Origin of the sequence: Brachybacterium sp. NBEC-018 (assembly GCF_024860185.1) — a bacterium.
Taxonomy (GTDB): domain Bacteria; phylum Actinomycetota; class Actinomycetes; order Actinomycetales; family Dermabacteraceae; genus Brachybacterium; species Brachybacterium rhamnosum.
Genome location: NZ_CP100650.1, coordinates 1,982,054 through 1,998,576, shown reverse-complemented (window position 1 = coordinate 1,998,576; position 16,523 = coordinate 1,982,054). Strand labels below are relative to the sequence as shown.

The window sequence follows — 16,523 nt, the reverse complement described above, 5'->3', positions numbered from 1 at the left end:
GCCCAGGCCTCTCACCGCGCGGGCGGCAACGGAGGGTCCGGGGGCGTCCCCCGGCGGGCACGGCCCGCGCTAGGTTTCTCCCATGAGCGATTCGACCCCTGATCCGTACCTCCTCGCCCGTGATGCGGCGGCCGCGATCGCCGAGGCCAGCGGCGTCGGCTCGCACGACGTCGCCCTCGTGCTCGGCTCCGGCTGGGCCGGCGCCGCGGACCTCCTCGGCGAGACCGTCTGGCAGGCCCCCGCGACCACGATCCCCGGTTTCCGCGCCCCCGCCGTCGCCGGTCACGTGGGCACCCTGCGCTCCGTGGAGGTCGAGGGCAGCGGCGCCCACGCCCTCGTGCTCGGCGCGCGCACCCACTACTACGAGGGCGCCGGCGTGGACCCGGTCGTGCACGGCGTGCGCACCGCGGCCGCCGCCGGCTGCCGCACGATCGTGCTGACCAACGGCTGCGGCGGCATCGACCCGTCGTGGGAGCCCGGCACCCCCGTGCTCATCGCCGACCAGATCAACCACACGGGCGCGACCCCGCTGCGCGGCGCGACCTTCGTGGACATGACCGACGTCTACACCCCCGCCCTGCGCGACATCGCCCGCGAGGTGGACCCGGACCTCCCCGAGGGCGTCTACATGCAGTTCCACGGGCCGGCCTACGAGACCCCGGCGGAGGTCCGCATGGCGCGCACCCTCGGCGCGACCCTGGTCGGCATGTCCACCGCGCTCGAGGCGATCGCCGCCCGCGAGGCGGGGCTGGACGTGCTCGGCATCTCGCTCGTCACGAACCTCGCCGCCGGCATCTCCCCCGTGCCGCTCTCCCACGAGGAGGTGCTGCAGGCGGGCCGCGAGGCCGGGCCCCGCATCTCCCGCCTGCTCGCCGAGACCGTCCGACGGATCACCGGGGCGAGCACGGAGGACGCACCGGCATGAGCGCCGCCGCCCTCACGCCCGAGCTGCAGGAGCGGGCGCACGCCTGGATCGCCGACGACCCCGACGCCGAGACCCGCGCGGTCCTCGAGAGCCTCCTGGAGCAGGCGGAGGGCGGCGACGAGTCGGCCGTCGCCGAGATTGCCGACGCCTTCTCCGGCACCCTCGAGTTCGGCACGGCCGGCCTGCGCGGCCGCATGGGCCCCGGTCCCCTGCGCATGAACCTCGCCGTGGTCTCCCGCGCCGCCCGCGGGCTCGCCGACCACCTCGTGGGCACGCTCGGGCTCGAGGAGCCGCTCGTGGTGATCGGGCACGACGCCCGCCACCGCTCACGCGACTTCGCGCACCGCTCCGCGGCGATCATGGCCGCGGCCGGCTGCCGCGTGCAGCTGCTGGACCGGGCGCTGCCCACCCCGCTCGTCGCCTTCGGCGTGCGGCACCTGGGGGCCGACGCCGGGATCGTCGTCACCGCCTCCCACAACCCGCCGGCGGACAACGGCTACAAGGTCTACCTCGGCGGCCGCGCGGCGGACGCCGACGGGGACGGCGTGCAGATCGTGCCGCCGTCGGACGCGCAGATCGCCGCGAGCATCGAGGCCGTCGGCCCCGTGCTGGAGATCCCGCACGACGCCGAGCCGGAGATGATCGGGGACGCGCTCGTCGAGGACTACCTCGAGGCGATCTGCGCGCTCATCGACCCGGCTGTCCTGCCCGCGCTCGCCGAGGTGGGCGGCGGGCGGTCCGTGCGGATCGTCCACACGGCCATGCACGGCGTGGGCACCGAGACGGCCGTCGCGGCCCTGCACCGCACGGGCTTCACCGACGTGCACACCGTCGGCAAGCAGGCGGACCCCGACCCCGACTTCCCCACGGTCGCCTTCCCGAACCCGGAGGAGCCCGGGGCGATCGACCTCGCCCTCGAGCTCGCCCGCACCGTCGAGGCCGACGTCGTCGTCGCGAACGACCCGGACGCTGACCGCTGCGCCGCGGCGGTCCTCGACCCGCACCTCGGGGACTGGCGGATGCTCACCGGCGACGAGCTGGGCGTGCTGCTGGGCGACCACCTGCTGCGCCGCCACGGCTACCGGGGCACGGTCGCGAACTCGGTCGTCTCGAGCCGCTGGCTGGGCCGGATCGCCGAGGCGGCCGGTGCGACGCCCGCGACGACCCTCACGGGCTTCAAGTGGATCGCGCGCGCCGCCGGCATCGTCTTCGGCTACGAGGAGGCGATCGGGTACTGCGTGCTGCCGCGGGTCGTCAAGGACAAGGACGGGCTCTCCGCGGCGCTCATGGTCGCGGAGATGGCCGCGTACGCGAAGGCGGAGGGCACCACGCTCGTGGGGAGGCTCGACGCGCTCGCCCGTGAGCACGGGCTCTTCGCGACCTCGCAGCTGTCCCTGCGCGTCACGGACCTCTCGGACCGCGACGTCATGATGGCCCGCCTGCGCGAGCAGCCGCCCGTCTCCCTCGCCGGCTCCGAGGTGGCCGAGGTGCAGGACCTCGCCGAGGGCTCCGTGGAGACCACGGGCCTCCCCGCGACGGACGGCGTGCTGCTCGCGACGGCGGACGACGCCCGCGTGATCGTGCGCCCCTCGGGCACCGAGCCGAAGCTCAAGTGCTACATCGAGGTCCACGAGGAGGTCGCCGCGGGGGCCGACGACGCCGCCCTCGGGGCGATCCGCGTCGCCGCCGCGGAGCATCTCGCCGCGATCACGGAGGACATGCGCACCGCGCTCACGGGCGCCTGAGCACAGCGCCTCGAGGAGCGCACCGACGCGGAAGGGCAGCCGGGACCACGTGGTCCCGGCCGCCCTCCGTCGTGCGTGCGGGCCGCCGCTCAGTAGCCGGTGCCGGTCCCGCCCTCGAGGATCGCGCGCGAGGAGGACAGGCCCAGGCGGCTCGCGCCGGCGGCGACCATGGCCTCCGCGGCCTCGCGGGTGCGGATGCCGCCGGAGGCCTTCACGCCGAGGCGGTCGCCGACGGTCGCGCGCATGAGCGCGACGGCGTGCTCGCTCGCCCCGCCCGCGGGGTGGAAGCCGGTGGAGGTCTTCACGAAGTCGGCGCCGGCGCGCTCGGAGGCCTCGCAGGCGGCGACGATCTGCTCGTCGGTGAGCGCGGCGGACTCGATGATCACCTTGAGCACCACGGGGGCCGGGGCGGCCTCGCGCACGGCGCGGATCTCCGCCTCGAGGGCCTCGTCCTCACCGGCGCGGGCGAGGCCCACGTTGATGACCATGTCGACCTCGTCGGCGCCCTTGGCCACGGAGTCGGCGGCCTCGGCGGCCTTGATCGCGGGGGCGTGCTGTCCCGAGGGGAAGCCGCAGACGGTCGCGACCTTCACGGTCGTCTCGATCGGCAGCATCGACGGGGAGACGCAGATGGAGTAGGTGCCGAGCTCCTCCGCCTCGCGGGCGAGGGCGAGGGCGTCCTCGCGGGTGGCCTCGGGCTTGAGGAGGGTGTGGTCGATGAGGGCGGCGAGATCGGTGCCGGGAGCGGGGTTCGTCATGGCCCGAATCCTCCCACGATCGGACGCCGACGGACCGCAGCCCCGCACCTGTCGAGCTATCTGATAGGTTGCGCGGGTACGGCGCCGTCGGTCTCCGCGAGCGCCCCGCCCCACGAAGGAGAAGCGTCGATGACGACGTCCCCCGGCCCCGCCCCCGCGGACGCCCCCAGCACCACCATCCTGTCCAAGGAGGTGGACCCCTACGTCGTGGACGGCTCGCAGATCGCCGAGCCGCCCTCCACCCTGCGGGGCAAGCTCACGTTCCTCGGCCCCGGCATGATCACCTCCGCCGCCGTCGTCGGCTCCGGCGAGCTGCTGACCGCCACGGCCCTCGGCGCGACCGTCGGCTTCATGCTGCTGTGGCTCGTGCTCGTCTCGACCTTCCTCAAGGTCTGGGTGCAGATCGAGCTCGCCCGCTGGTCCATCTCCACCGGCCGCACCGCCGTGGACGGCTACGACGACGTCCCGCCCAGGATCGGGAGGCGCGGCTGGATCGCCTGGCTCCAGCTGCTCATGTTCCTGCAGTTCTTCATCGGCCAGGCGGGCGTCATCAGCGCCTCCGCCTTCGCCTTCTCCTCCCTCCTGCCGATCGGCCCCGAGCCGTACTCGCTGCTCTCGATCGGCACCTGGGTCGCGATCCTCGTCGTCGTCGCGATCGCCATCCACTCCCTGAACCGCTACGCGGTCGTCGAGCGCATCTCCACCGTGCTCGTCCTGGCCGTGACGCTCTTCGCGATCGCCATGGTCTTCCTGCTCCAGGGCACCGAGTTCGCCTGGACCCTCGGCGACCTCGGCGGCGGCCTGCGCTTCCAGGTCGCGGCGGGCGCGATCGGCGTCGCCATCGCCATGTTCGGCATGACCGGCGTGGGCGCCGGCGAGACCACCGCCTACACCTACTGGGTCGTCGAGAAGGGCTACGCCGCCTGGACCGGCCCGAACGACGGCACCCCCGGCTGGGTCACCCGCGCCCGCGGCTGGATCTCCGTCATGAAGGTCGACGCCTGGGTCAGCTGGGTCGTCTACACCGCGTCCACCGCCGCCTTCTACGTGCTCGGCGCGGCCGTGCTGCACCCGCAGGGGCTCGTCCCCGAGGGCAACGAGGTCATGGTGACGATCTCCTCGATCTTCGACTCCGCCGTCGGCACCTGGGGCGGTGTGCTCTTCCTCGTGGGCGCCGGGCTCGCGCTGTTCAAGACGATCCTCGCGAACGTCCCGAGCCTCAGCCGGATCGTGGGCCAGACCCTCGCCGTCTTCGGCGCCTACGACTGGCGCGACCAGACCGCCCGGAACCGCTGGCAGCGGATCATCATGATCATCCTGCCGATCGGCTGGGGCCTGCTGGGCACGATCGCCTCCTCCCCGCTGCTGCTCGTGATCATCGCCGGCATCCTCAACGCGGTGTACCTGATCGGCGCCGCCATCGCGACGGTCTACCTCGCGCGCACCCAGACGGACCCACGGATCCGCGACGGCCGACCCACGGAGGTCATGCTGTGGATCTCCGCCGCGGCGATCATCGCGGTGGGCGTGATCGGGCTGGTCAATGCCTTCTGACCCCGCCGTCGAGGGCGCGAGCTTCCCGCTCGGCGACGCCGCCCGCCGCCATCTCGCGGCGCCGTCGAGCGCCGACGGCTCCTCCGGCCTGTCCCGCGAGACCCTCGTGGACCGGGCACGGGACGCGGTGCTCGCACTCATCGACGACGAGCACCTCGGCGCCGGGGACGCGCTGCCCTCCGCCGCCGTCCTCGGCGAGCGCTTCGGGGTCTCCAAGGCCGTGGTGCGCGAGGCGCTCTCCGCGCTCGCAGCCCTCGGCATCGTCGAGATCAGCAACGGGCGCGCCGCCCGCGTCCGCCCCCCGGACAGCTCGATCGTGCGCTTCTACCTCTCCCGCGCGATCCGCGACACCCCCGGGGACGGCTTCCTCGTGCTCATGGACCTCCGCGCTCCGCTCGAGGTGCGCGCCGCCTCCCTCGCCGCGGATCGCCTCGCCGCCGATCCCGCGGGACGCGAGCAGCTCGAGGAGCTGCTCGCCCGGATGGGCGACGCGCTCGGCGACTCCGAGGAGTACCCGCGGCTGGACCTCGAGCTCCATGCGCTCATCGCCCACCTCTCCGGCAACCTCGCCCTCCAGGGCGTGCTCGACGCCGTGAGCGGGCCGCTGTTCCGGGCCATGCGCGAGCTGCGCGTGACCCGCGAGCAGCGCGGCCTCGTCGGCGCCGAGCACGACGAGCACAGCGCCGTCGTCACCGCGATCCTCGCCGGTGACCCTGCCGCCGCGGCCGCCGCGATGGAGGCGCACATGACCGCCGCCGCCGGCTTCGCCGTCCCCCGCTGACCACCCCGCCCACCGAACGCCCCACCCCGATCCTGGAAGGACCACCCTCATGCGCAGCCTCGAGATCCACGCCGTCCGCGACCTCCGCCTCGCCGAGCGCGAGATCGTCCCGCCCGGCCCCGGCCAGGTCCGCATCGCCGTCGAGTACGGCGGCATCTGCGGATCGGACCTCGGCTACTGGAAGCACGGCGGCACCGGCACCGCCCTCATGCGCCACCCCTTCGTGCTCGGACACGAGATCTCCGGCCGCGTGGCGGAGCTCGGCGAGGGCGTGACCGGGCTCGCCGAGGGCCAGGGCGTCACCGTCCACCCGGCCCGCACGCACGGCGAGCTCCCCGAGCGCCTCGCCGGGCGCGAGAACCTCCACCCGCAGCTGACCTACTTCGGCTCCGCGCAGCACGAGCCGCACACCGACGGCGCCTTCGCCGAGTCGGTCACCGTCGACGCGGACCAGGTCGTGCCGCTCCCCGAGGGTCTCTCGACCCGGCGGGCCGTGCTCGCCGAGCCGCTCGGCGTCGCCATGCATGCCGTCTCCCGCGCCGGGGACGTCACCGGCCAGCACGTGCTCGTGAGCGGCTGCGGCCCCGTGGGCCTGCTCGTCGTGCTCGCGGCCCGCGCCGCCGGCGCCCGCCGCATCACCGCGGTGGACCTCTCCGAGGTGGCCCGCGAGCGTGCGCTCGCCCTCGGGGCCGACGTCGCCGCCGAGTCCCCCGACGACCTCGACGAGGAGTTCACCGTCGCCTTCGAGGCCGCCGGCGTCGCCCCCTCCCTCGAGGGGATCCTGCGCAACGCCGCCCGCGCCTCCGTGGTCGTGCAGGTGGGCAACCTGCCCACGACCCCCGTCCAGGTGACCCTCGCGACCCTCGTCACCCGCGAGATCGACTACCGCGGCACCTTCCGCTTCGTCGACGAGATCGAGCGCGCCGTGGAGCTGCTCGCGACCACGCCCGAGGCCGAGCAGGTCATCAGCGACGAGTTCCCCCTCGACCAGGCGGAGGCCGCCTTCGAGGCGGCGGCGGGCCGCGGCTCCAGCAAGGTCGTGCTCACGATCGCCTGAGCGATCCCGGGAACGTTCCCGGAAACAGGGTGACGCCCCGCCCGGCACGTGTGAGGATCGACGTCCCGTCGTCCTCCCGCGACCCGGTCAGGGCGTCACCCCACCCCTCGAGAGGCTCACCGATGAGCAGCTGGAATCACGCCGCCCGCTCCGCCCGACCGCTCCCTCCCGGCCGCATCCGCGCCCGGGGCTGGCTCGAGCGCCAGCTGCGCCTCCAGGCGGAGGGCCTCACCGGCCGCCTGCCCGAGGTCTGGCCCGACGTCGGCCCCGACAGCGGCTGGCTCGGCGGGGACGGCGAGAGCTGGGAGCGGGGCCCCTACTACCTCGACGGGCTCCTCCCCCTCGCCCACGTGCTCGGGGACGAGGCGCTCCTCGCGCAGGTCGAGCCGTGGATCGAGTGGATGCTCGCCTCCCAGCGACCGGACGGCTCCTTCGGCCCCGACCGGGACGACGACTGGTGGCCGCGGATGGTCGCCGCGAAGGTCCTCGTCCAGCATGCGGAGGCCACGGGTGACGAGCGCGTGGCGCCCTTCCTCCTGCGCTGGCACCGCCACCAGCTCGAGCATCTCCCCGCGCGGCCGCTCGCGCAGTGGGCGAGGGCGCGCGGCGCCGAGGACGTGCTCACGATCGCCTGGACCCACGCCCGGACCGGCGAGGCCTGGCTCGAGGAGCTCGCCGCGCTCGTCCTCTCCCAGACCTTCGACTGGGACACGCATCTCGCCACGCGCCTGATCACGGGGCAGGCGCAGGTCTCCGCCCACTCCGCGCACGGCGTGAACGTCGCCATGGGGCTCAAGACCGGCGCCGCCGCGCAGCTCCTGGACGGCGACCCGGGCCACCGCCTCCGCACCGAGGAGTCCTTCGCCCAGCTCGACCGCTGGCACGGGCAGGCGCACGGCTGGTTCTCCGGCGACGAGTGGCTGGGCGGGCCGGAGGCGACCGCCGGCGTCGAGACCTGCCTGGTCGTGGAGATGATGCACACCGTCGAGGTGCTCTCCCGGGTGTACCGCGACGCCCGGCAGGGCGACCGCCTCGAGTCCCTCGCCTTCGATCTGCTCGCCGCCTCCTGCGACCCGCGCATGCTCGCCCACCAGTACCACCAGCAGGGCACCCAGATCGCGATCTCGGTGGCGCGGAGGCCGTGGTCCTACTCGAGCGACGACGCCAACATGATGGGGCTCGAGCCGCACTTCGGCTGCTGCACCGCGAACCTCCACCAGGGCTGGCCCAAGCTCGCGACGAGTCTGTGGGCGCTGGACCCGGACGACGCTCTGCGCGCGGTCGCCTACGCCCCCTGCGAGGTCGACACGAGCGTCGCGGGGACCGACCTGTCCCTCGAGGTCGACACCGCGTACCCCTTCGAGGAGACGGTGCGGATCCGCGTGCGCGGCGACGGCCCCGCGACGCTGCGGCTGCGCGTGCCCGAGTGGTGCACCGCGCCGCGCCTGCTCGTCGACGGCGAGGAGCAGGCGCTCGCGCCCGGGGCCGACGGCCACGTGGACGTCCGACGGGACTGGACCGGGCAGGAGCGCACGCTCGAGCTCACCCTGCCCATGCGCGCCCGGGTGGTGCGCCGTGCCCGCCAGGCCGCCGCCGTGCACCTGGGCCCGCTCGTCATGGTCGCGAGCCCCGGAGAGACCTGGACCCCGGTGCCGGACGCCCCCGGTCTCGCGGAGTGGGAGGTGCATCCGCGGGGCACCTGGAACTGGGCGCTCGCGGATCTCGACGGCGCGGGGTCGTGGGAGGTGCGCCGCGGCGCGGTGCCCGAGGCGCCGTGGTCGCTCGGTGAGGCGACCATGCTCGAGGCCACGGGCGTGAGGGTCGACGGCTGGCGGGCCGACGGTGCCTCCGCCGCGGCGCCCCCGCCGAGCCCCGTGCTCGAGCGCGGTCCCCTCCATGGGCTGCGCCTGGTCCCCTACGGCACGGCCCGGCTGCGGGTCATGGAGTTCCCGGTGATCGGCGATTGGGTGAGCGGGGGCAACGAGGACGAGTTCTGAGAGGCTCGTCATGGGGAGGGCGGGAGCGGCGGTGCAGCCGATGCGGCGGGACGGCAGGGCCCGGCGCGGCGCCTAGAATCGACGTCCATGACCGCTCCCGCCGCCGCCTCCCGCCCGCCGCGCCGGATCGTCATCGTGGCCGGGCCCTCGGGCAGCGGGAAGGGCGAGATGTCCCGCCGCGCCGGGCTCCCCACGGTGCCGCTGGACGAGTTCTACCGCGACCACGACGATCCTTCCCTCCCCCGCCGTTTCGGCATCGTGGACTGGGACGACCCGGCCTCCTGGGACGCCGGGGCCGCGCTCGAGGCGCTCGTCTCCCTCGCCCACGAGGGCAGCGCCCAGGTGCCCGTCTACTCGATCCCCCGCTCCTGCCGCACCGGCACCACCACGCTGGACGTCGGCGGCGCGGAGCTCGTCATCGCCGAGGGGATCTTCGCCGCGGAGCTCATCGCCCCGCTGCGGGCGCTGGGCCTGCTCGCGGACGCGATCGTGCTGCACCGGCCGGTGCCCGTGGTGTTCGCGCTGCGCCTCACCCGAGACCTCCGCGAGGGCCGCAAGCCGCCGCTCACGCTGCTGCGCCGCGGCTGGGCCCTCGCCCGGGAGCAGCGGGGCGACCTCGAGCGCTGGTGCGGCGCGGGGATGCGGCCGGTGGGGCTGCACGAGGGGACGGCGCTGCTGCGCCGTCTCACCCAGCTCGCCGAGGCGGAGCGCCGCCAGCGCTGGACCGCCGGGGCGCCCACGGTCCTGGAGATCACGGCCGTGGCCTTCCTCCGCGAGGGCGAGGGCGGCGAGGAGCTGCTGACGGTCCGCAAGCACGGCACCGGCTCCTACATGCAGGTGGGCGGGAAGCTCGAGCCCGGGGAGAGCCCGCTCGCGGCGGCCCTGCGGGAGGTCGAGGAGGAGATCGGCGTGCGGCTGCGCGCGGAGGACCTCGAGGAGCTCGGCGAGTTCGAGTCGGTCGCCGCGAACGAGCCCGGCACGCGCGTGCGCTCGACCGTGTTCCGCTGCCGCACGGCCCTGCCCGAGCCGCTCGCGGTGCGCGCCGAGCTCGCGGACCACCGCTGGATCAGCGTGGCGGCCCCGGCCCCCGGTCCCCGCCTCGCCCCGCTCATGACCGAGCACATCCTGCCGGCGCTGCGGCAGGCTTGAGCTCCGCGCGGCGCCGCGCACTCCGCCGCCGCACGTGACACGGCCCCTGCCCCGCGCATGCGGGACAGGGGCCGTCGCGCAGCCGCTGCCGGACGTCAGGCGATGCGGTCCATGACGATGCGGCGCTCGGGCAGGGCGGTGCCGGGAGCGGCGAGCGTCCAGGAGCCCTCGATCGCCTCGAGCGCACGGCCCACCCGCTCGGGGGTGTCCGTGTGCAGGCGCGCGAGCACGTCCCCGGCACGCACCTCGTCCCCGAGGTGCTTCTCGATCTCGACGCCCGCGGCGGCCTGCACGGCCTCGCCCGGGCGGGAGCGGCCCGCTCCCAGCCGCCAGGCGGCGACGCCCACGCCCATCGCGTCGAGCCCCGTGACCACGCCGTCCTCGGTCGCGCGCAGCTCCTCGACGTGCGTCGCCGTGGGCAGCGGGGCGTCCACGTCCCCTCCCTGGGCGGCGATCATCGCGCGCCAGGAGTCCATCGCGCGGCCGTCGCGCAGCGCCGCCTCGACGTCCGCGTCGTGCACACCCGCGGCCTCGAGCATCTCGCGGGCGAGGGCGACGGTGAGCTCGACGACGTCGGCCGGGCCGCCGCCGGCGAGCACCTCGAGGGACTCGCGCACCTCGAGGCCGTTGCCGGCGGTGCGGCCGAGCGGCGCGGACATGTCGGTGAGCAGGGCGACGGTGCGCACGCCCGCGTCGGTGCCGAGGTCCACCATCGTGCGGGCGAGCTCGCGGGCGTCGGCCTCGTCGGTCATGAACGCCCCGGCGCCGGTCTTCACGTCGAGCGTGAGCGCGGCCGTGCCCTCGGCGATCTTCTTGGACATGATCGAGCTCGCGATGAGCGGGATCGCCTCGACGGTGCCGGTGACGTCGCGCAGGGCGTAGAGCTTCTTGTCCGCCGGGGCGAGGCCCGAGCCGGCCGCGCAGATCACGGCGCCCACCTCGTCGAGCTGCCGCATCATCTCGTCGTTGCTGAGCGCGGCGCGCCAGCCGGGGATCGCCTCGAGCTTGTCGAGCGTGCCGCCCGTGTGGCCCAGGCCGCGGCCGGAGAGCTGCGGGACGGCGACGCCGAAGGAGGCGACGAGCGGGGCGAGCGGGAGGGTGATCTTGTCCCCCACACCGCCGGTGGAGTGCTTGTCCGTGGTGGGCTTCGCGAGCGCGGAGAAGTCCATGCGCTCGCCGCTCGCGATCATCGCGGCGGTCCAGCGGGCGATCTCCGCGCGGTCCATGCCGTTGATGAAGACGGCCATGGCGAGCGCGGCCATCTGCTCCTCGGCGACGACGCCGCGGGTGTAGGCATCGATGACCCAGTCGATCTGGGCGGGCTCGAGGGTGCGGCCGTCGCGCTTGGTGCGGATGACGTCGACCGCGTCGAAGGGCTCGACGGCGGGGGCGGGCTGGTTCATCGGTCTCCTCAGGAGCGGTGTCGGTGGCGGTACCGGCGTCGGTGTCGGGGTCAGGGGAGCTCGAGGTCCGCGGGCCCGAAGGCCTGCGGGAGCACCTCGTCCATGGTGCACGGTCCCGCGGGGGTGAGCACCACCAGGCTCTCCCCCGCGTGCTCGGAGAGGAGCTGCCGGCAGCGCCCGCAGGGCATGACCACCTGCCGCTCGTCCCGGCTCAGGTGCTCGTCCCCGCCCACGCATACGAAGCGGGAGAGCCGGCCGCCGCCTCCGGCGACGAGCTCGCTGATGAGCCCGCACTCGGCACACAGGGTCACACCGTAGCCGGCGTTCTCCACATTGCAGCCGCGCACGAGGCGGCCGTCCTCGGTGAGCGCGGCGGCGCCCACCCGGAAGTGCGAGTACGGGGTGTAGGCGCGCTCGGCGATCTCGCGGGCGGCGGCGAGCAGCTCCGCGAACTCCTCGCCGACCTCCCTCCCGGCCGTGCCGGCGCCGTCTCCGGTGCCGTTCGCCGTCGATCTCCGCTCCCCCATGGTCACTGCTTCGCGTAGGGCACGCCGTCGGCGGCCGGGACGCGCACCCGCCCCACGACGCCGGCCACGGCGAAGAGGGTGACGATGTACGGGAGCATGAGCAGGAACTGGCTGGGGATGCCGGCGCCGCTCCCGGTGGGCAGCGTGCCGAGCCGCAGCTGGAGGGCATCGGTGAAGGCGAACAGCAGCGCCGCGGCGAGCGCGCCCACCGGGTGGTAGCGGCCCAGGATCATCGCGGCGAGGGCGATGTAGCCCTTGCCGGCGCTCATCTCCTCGCCGAAGGCGACGCCGGTGCCGATCGTGAGGGTCGCCCCGCCGAGGCCCGCGACGGCGGAGCCCAGCAGCACGTTGCCCCAGCGGGTGCCGTTGACGTTGATGCCGACGGTGTCCGCGGCGCGGGGGTGCTCGCCGACGGCGCGCACGCGCAGGCCCCAGCGGGTGCGGAACAGGGCGACGGTGAGCACCGCGACGATGATCCACATGAGGTAGACGAGGATGTTCTGCTCGAACAGCACCCGCCCGATCACGGGGAGATCGGCGAGCAGCGGGATGCGCAGGGTCGGCAGGCGCAGCGGCTGGTTGAACATCTGCGGGTTCTGCTTCATGACGGTGCCGAAGAAGAAGCTCGTCAGGCCGATCGCGAAGACGTTGAGGACGACGCCGACGATGATCTGCTGGACCCGGTAGCCGACGGCGAACAGGGCGAGCAGCACGCCGATCAGGAGGGACATGACGGGCGCGGCGATCAGGCCCGCCCAGGGGCTGCCCACCATCGAGCCCACGAGCACGGCGCCGAAGGCGCCCATGAGCAGCTGGCCCTCGATCGCGATGTTGATGACGCCGGAGCGCTCGGAGAGCACGCCGGAGAGGGCGCCGAAGGCGAGCGGCACGGCGAGCACCATCATCGTCTGCAGCATGGCGCCGACGTCGACGGTCGCGCCGTGGAAGGCCCAGTCGAGGAAGGCGATCACCCACAGCAGGCCGAAGACCACCACGAGCGCGGTGCGCCAGCGGCCGAGTGCGGTGACCGTCGCCGAGGCCCACCAGAGCACGCCCGCGATGACGAGGCAGAGCGCCGCGAGGACGATCGCGAGCACCCGCGCCGGGATCGCCACGTCCCCGGGGACGATGCCGCCGGGGTTGAGGTCGCCCTCGGCGGCGAGGCGGAAGGTCGTGGAGTCCGCCGCGGGCGAGCCGAGGCCGAAGACGAGCAGCGCCGCGAGGGCGAGCACCGTCAGCGCGGTGGGCAGGTGCCACCAGGAGCGCAGGCGCTCGGAGGTGCGCACGGGGACGACGGGGGCGTCCGCGGTCGCGGGGCCCGGGTCCTGGACGAGGGTGCTCATGCGTTCTCCCCCTTCGGGGCGTCGGGGCCGCTGGGGTCCACTGTGCTGACGGTGCCGGCGGGATCAGCGGGATCGGCGGGATCGGTGGTGCCGACTGGGCCGACGGCGTCCGCAGCATCACCGGGCGGGCCCGGCGGCTGCGCCCCGCCGTCACCGGCGTCGCCGGCCGCGGGCTCGACCGGGGCGCGGTGGGCGCCCTCGCGCGGGGCGGCGGGGCCCTCCGCGGCGGCGACCGCGGCGGCATCGGCCGCGAGGAGCGGGGCGGCGTGCGCGCCGGTCGCGGTGCGTCGGTGCGGGGCGCGGGGGCGGTCCACGCCGCCGAGGCCCACGAGGAAGCGCACGAGCGGCGGCGCGGCGATGAAGAGCACCACGAGCGCCTGGATGACCTGCACGAGGTCGATCGGGACGCCCTGCGCGGACTCCATGAACCGCCCGCCGGTCGAGAGGCCCGCGAAGAGCACGCCCGCGAGCAGGATGCCGACGGGGCCGGAGCGGCCCAGCAGGGCGACGGTGATCGCGTCGAAGCCGATGGAGCCGGCGATCGAGCCGGTCAGCCGCTGCTCCGTGCCGAGCACGTGCACACCGCCCGCGAGGCCGACGAGGGCGCCCGCGACGACCATGACGCCGATCGCGCTGCGGCCCACGTCGATGCCGGCGACCTCCGCGGCGCGCGGGTTCGAGCCGACGGCGCGGAAGCGGAAGCCCAGGGTGGAGCGGCTCATGAGCCACCACAGGAAGACGACGGCGAGGAGCGCGACGACGAGTCCCAGGTGGAGGCGGTACTGGTCGCCCGCGAGGAGCGGGAGGCGCGCGGTCCCCGCGATCGCGGGAGAGGTGGGCTGGGCCTTGTTCGCGCCCGTGAAGGCGGAGGTGGTCAGCGCGAAGGCGAGGGCGTAGGTCGCGATCCAGTTCAGCATGATCGTCGTGATGACCTCGCTCGCACCGAAGCGGGCCTTGAGGAAGCCCGCGATGCCGCCGTAGAGGCCGCCCGCGACGATCGCCGCGAGGATGCAGACGAGCAGGTGGATCACGACGGGGAGGTCGATCGCGAAGCCGACGTAGCCCGCGGCGGTCGCGCCCACGATCAGCTGGCCGGTGCCGCCGATGTTGAACAGGCCCGAGCGGAAGGAGACCGCCATGCCGACGGAGGCGATGATCAGCGGGGTCGCGACGGTGAGGGTCTCCAGCAGCGGCTTGATGCCGCGCAGGAAGGCGGGGCCCAGCAGGTACAGCCCGCTGCCGCCGCGCTCGGCGATGTCGCCGGCGACCCTGCGCGCGCCGGGGAGGTCGAAGACGGAGCCGCGGAACATCGCCGCGTAGGCCTCGGTGATCGCCGTCCAGGAGGCGCCGATGAGGTCGGCCGGCCGGGAGAGGAAGTAGCCGGCGGCGGCGCGCACGTCCACGTCGGAGACGAGGATCAGCACGGAGCCGACGACGAAGGCGAAGACGAAGGCGAGCACGACGACGAGCACGTTGCTGCGCGCGATCGCCTGCAGCACCGAGCCGGCGGAGCGCTCGGCGGCATCGGCCCCGGGAGTGCCGGGGTCGCCGGGCTGCGTTGCGGTGCCGGGGGCGACCGCGGGCGCCTGGCCGTCGGTGGGGGCGCTCATACGATGTCTCCTTCGTCGGCGAGCGTGCTGTCGCTGGTGCGGGCGCCGGCGGCGACCGCCTCGCGGGCGGCTTCCACGGTGTAGCCGGCCATCATGAGCCCCAGCACGTCGCGGTCCTCGTCCGCGGGGACGATGCCGAGGATCCCGCCGCGGTACATGACCGCGATCCGGTCGGCGAGCTGGATGACCTCGTCGAGCTCGGTCGACACGATGATGACCGGGGTGCCCTTGTCGCGCTCGGCGACGATGCGGCGGTGGAGGAACTCGATCGAGCCCACGTCCACGCCGCGGGTGGGCTGGGAGGCGATGAACAGGGAGAGGTCGCGGCCCAGGGCGCGGGCCATGACGACCTTCTGCTGGTTGCCGCCGGAGAGCGTCGAGACGGCGTCGTCGATCGATCCGGTGCGCACGTCGAACTCCTCGACCTCGGCCGTGGCGCGGCGGCGCACGGCCTCGGGGTGCAGGAGCACGCCGGTCGCGTAGGGGGCCCGGTGGTGCTGGTCCAGGACGAGGTTCTCCGCGACGGAGAAGTCGGGGACGAGCGCGTCGTGGGTGCGGTCCTCGGGCACGAAGCCCACGCCCGCGTCGAGGATCTGGCGGGTGCTGCGACCCACGAGCTCCGCGCCGTCGAGGCGGATCGAGCCGCGGGCGCCCTTCTGCAGGCCCAGCAGGGCCTCGGTGAGCTCGGTCTGGCCGTTGCCCTGGACGCCCGCGACGCCGAGCACCTCGCCGCGGTGCACGTCGAGGTCCACGTCGTCCAGGAGCACGATGCCGTCGGCGTCGGTCACGCCGAGGCCGCGCACCTCGAGGGCCACCTCGCCGGGGACGGCGGGGGCCTTGTCGAGGTCGAGGGCGACGGAGCGGCCCACCATGAGGGAGGCGAGCTCGGTCTGGTCGGCGGAGGGATCGGCGGTGCCGACGATCCGGCCGCGGCGGATCACGGTGATGCGGTCCGCGACGGCCTTGACCTCGCGGAGCTTGTGGGTGATGAAGACGATCGAGGTGCCCTCGTCCCGCAGCTGGCGCATGATGCCCATGAGCTCGTCGGTCTCGTGCGGGGTGAGCACGGCGGTGGGCTCGTCGAGCACGAGCACCTTCGCCTGGCGCGAGAGCGCCTTGATGATCTCCACGCGCTGCTGCGCACCGACGGGGAGGTCCTCGACCACGGCGTCGGGGTCGATGTCGAAGCCGAACCGGGCGGAGAGCTCGCGCACGGTGCGGCGGGCGGAGGCGAGGTCGAGGAACCCGAGGGTGCCGGGCTCGTTGCCGAGCATGACGTTCTCGGCGACGGTGAAGGGCGGCACGAGCATGAAGTGCTGGTGCACCATGCCGATGCCGGCGCGCATCGCGTCGCCGGGGCCGCTGAAGCGGAAGGGCTCGTCGTCCAGGAGGATCTCGCCGCCGTCGGGCCGGTAGAGCCCGTACAGCACGTTCATGAGGGTGGATTTGCCCGCACCGTTCTCCCCCAGCAGGGAGTGGATCTCTCCGGGCTCGACCACGAGGTCGATCGCGTCGTTGGCCACGAAGGTGCCGAAGACCTTCGTGATCCCTCTGAGCTCGAGCTTCACGCCTGCTCTCTCCGTCGGGGTGGGCGGTGCCGGGTCGGCGCCGCAGGGGCGTGGCCGCCGCCCCTGTCGAGGGTCCCGACGGGGGCGGCGGCCACCTGGTGGTGCG

General features: G+C 74.5%; 13 protein-coding genes. 7 read left to right on the top strand and 6 right to left on the bottom strand.

Annotated features, from left to right (window positions below):
- Window positions 1-82: 82 nt before the first annotated feature.
- On the top strand, window positions 83-925 hold the full coding sequence (locus tag NLU66_RS09040) for a purine-nucleoside phosphorylase (RefSeq protein ID WP_259359396.1): 843 nt from the start codon (window positions 83-85) through the stop codon (window positions 923-925).
- Window positions 922-2,670 carry a phospho-sugar mutase gene (locus NLU66_RS09035; protein ID WP_259359395.1) on the top strand — a complete coding sequence of 583 codons (1,749 nt, stop codon included), beginning with the start codon at window positions 922-924 and terminating at the stop codon, window positions 2,668-2,670. The genes NLU66_RS09040 and NLU66_RS09035 overlap by 4 nt, the downstream gene beginning before the upstream one ends.
- Window positions 2,671-2,759: 89 nt before the next feature.
- Here NLU66_RS09035 and deoC read toward each other — a convergent pair whose 3' ends face one another.
- A complete protein-coding gene (gene deoC / locus NLU66_RS09030) occupies window positions 2,760-3,428 on the bottom strand; it encodes a deoxyribose-phosphate aldolase (RefSeq protein WP_259359394.1) in 669 nt (222 codons plus the stop codon).
- A gap of 129 nt (window positions 3,429-3,557) precedes the next feature.
- Between deoC and NLU66_RS09025 the strand changes: the two genes are divergently transcribed.
- The 5 genes from NLU66_RS09025 (at window position 3,558) to NLU66_RS09005 (ending at window position 9,966) form a co-directional block, all read left to right on the top strand.
- Window positions 3,558-4,982, top strand: a complete 1,425-nt coding sequence (locus NLU66_RS09025) for an Nramp family divalent metal transporter (protein WP_259359393.1) — start codon at window positions 3,558-3,560, stop codon at window positions 4,980-4,982.
- On the top strand, window positions 4,972-5,763 hold the full coding sequence (locus tag NLU66_RS09020; protein ID WP_259359392.1) for a FadR/GntR family transcriptional regulator: 792 nt from the start codon (window positions 4,972-4,974) through the stop codon (window positions 5,761-5,763). Before NLU66_RS09025 ends, NLU66_RS09020 begins: the two co-directional genes overlap by 11 nt.
- A gap of 49 nt (window positions 5,764-5,812) precedes the next feature.
- Complete coding sequence (locus NLU66_RS09015) at window positions 5,813-6,820, top strand: L-idonate 5-dehydrogenase (RefSeq protein ID WP_259359391.1); 1,008 nt, start codon at window positions 5,813-5,815, stop codon at window positions 6,818-6,820.
- Window positions 6,821-6,942: 122 nt separating this feature from the next.
- Window positions 6,943-8,817: a glycoside hydrolase family 127 protein gene (locus tag NLU66_RS09010; protein ID WP_259359390.1), complete on the top strand. Its 1,875-nt coding sequence runs from the start codon at window positions 6,943-6,945 to the stop codon at window positions 8,815-8,817.
- Window positions 8,818-8,904: 87 nt separating this feature from the next.
- Window positions 8,905-9,966 carry an NUDIX domain-containing protein gene (locus NLU66_RS09005; RefSeq protein ID WP_259359389.1) on the top strand — a complete coding sequence of 354 codons (1,062 nt, stop codon included), beginning with the start codon at window positions 8,905-8,907 and terminating at the stop codon, window positions 9,964-9,966.
- A 95-nt stretch (window positions 9,967-10,061) separates the two neighbouring features.
- Here NLU66_RS09005 and NLU66_RS09000 read toward each other — a convergent pair whose 3' ends face one another.
- From NLU66_RS09000 to NLU66_RS08980, 5 genes are read right to left on the bottom strand one after another with little or no spacing between them, the layout of a single operon-like run.
- Complete coding sequence (locus NLU66_RS09000) at window positions 10,062-11,369, bottom strand: thymidine phosphorylase (RefSeq protein ID WP_259359388.1); 1,308 nt, start codon at window positions 11,367-11,369, stop codon at window positions 10,062-10,064.
- A gap of 50 nt (window positions 11,370-11,419) precedes the next feature.
- Window positions 11,420-11,896 carry a cytidine deaminase gene (locus NLU66_RS08995; protein WP_259359387.1) on the bottom strand — a complete coding sequence of 159 codons (477 nt, stop codon included), beginning with the start codon at window positions 11,894-11,896 and terminating at the stop codon, window positions 11,420-11,422.
- A gap of 2 nt (window positions 11,897-11,898) precedes the next feature.
- On the bottom strand, window positions 11,899-13,239 hold the full coding sequence (locus NLU66_RS08990) for an ABC transporter permease (protein ID WP_259359386.1): 1,341 nt from the start codon (window positions 13,237-13,239) through the stop codon (window positions 11,899-11,901).
- Window positions 13,236-14,849 carry an ABC transporter permease gene (locus NLU66_RS08985; RefSeq protein ID WP_259359385.1) on the bottom strand — a complete coding sequence of 538 codons (1,614 nt, stop codon included), beginning with the start codon at window positions 14,847-14,849 and terminating at the stop codon, window positions 13,236-13,238. The genes NLU66_RS08990 and NLU66_RS08985 overlap by 4 nt, the downstream gene beginning before the upstream one ends.
- Window positions 14,846-16,417 carry an ABC transporter ATP-binding protein gene (locus tag NLU66_RS08980; protein ID WP_259359384.1) on the bottom strand — a complete coding sequence of 524 codons (1,572 nt, stop codon included), beginning with the start codon at window positions 16,415-16,417 and terminating at the stop codon, window positions 14,846-14,848. The genes NLU66_RS08985 and NLU66_RS08980 overlap by 4 nt, the downstream gene beginning before the upstream one ends.
- Window positions 16,418-16,523 lie beyond the last annotated feature (106 nt).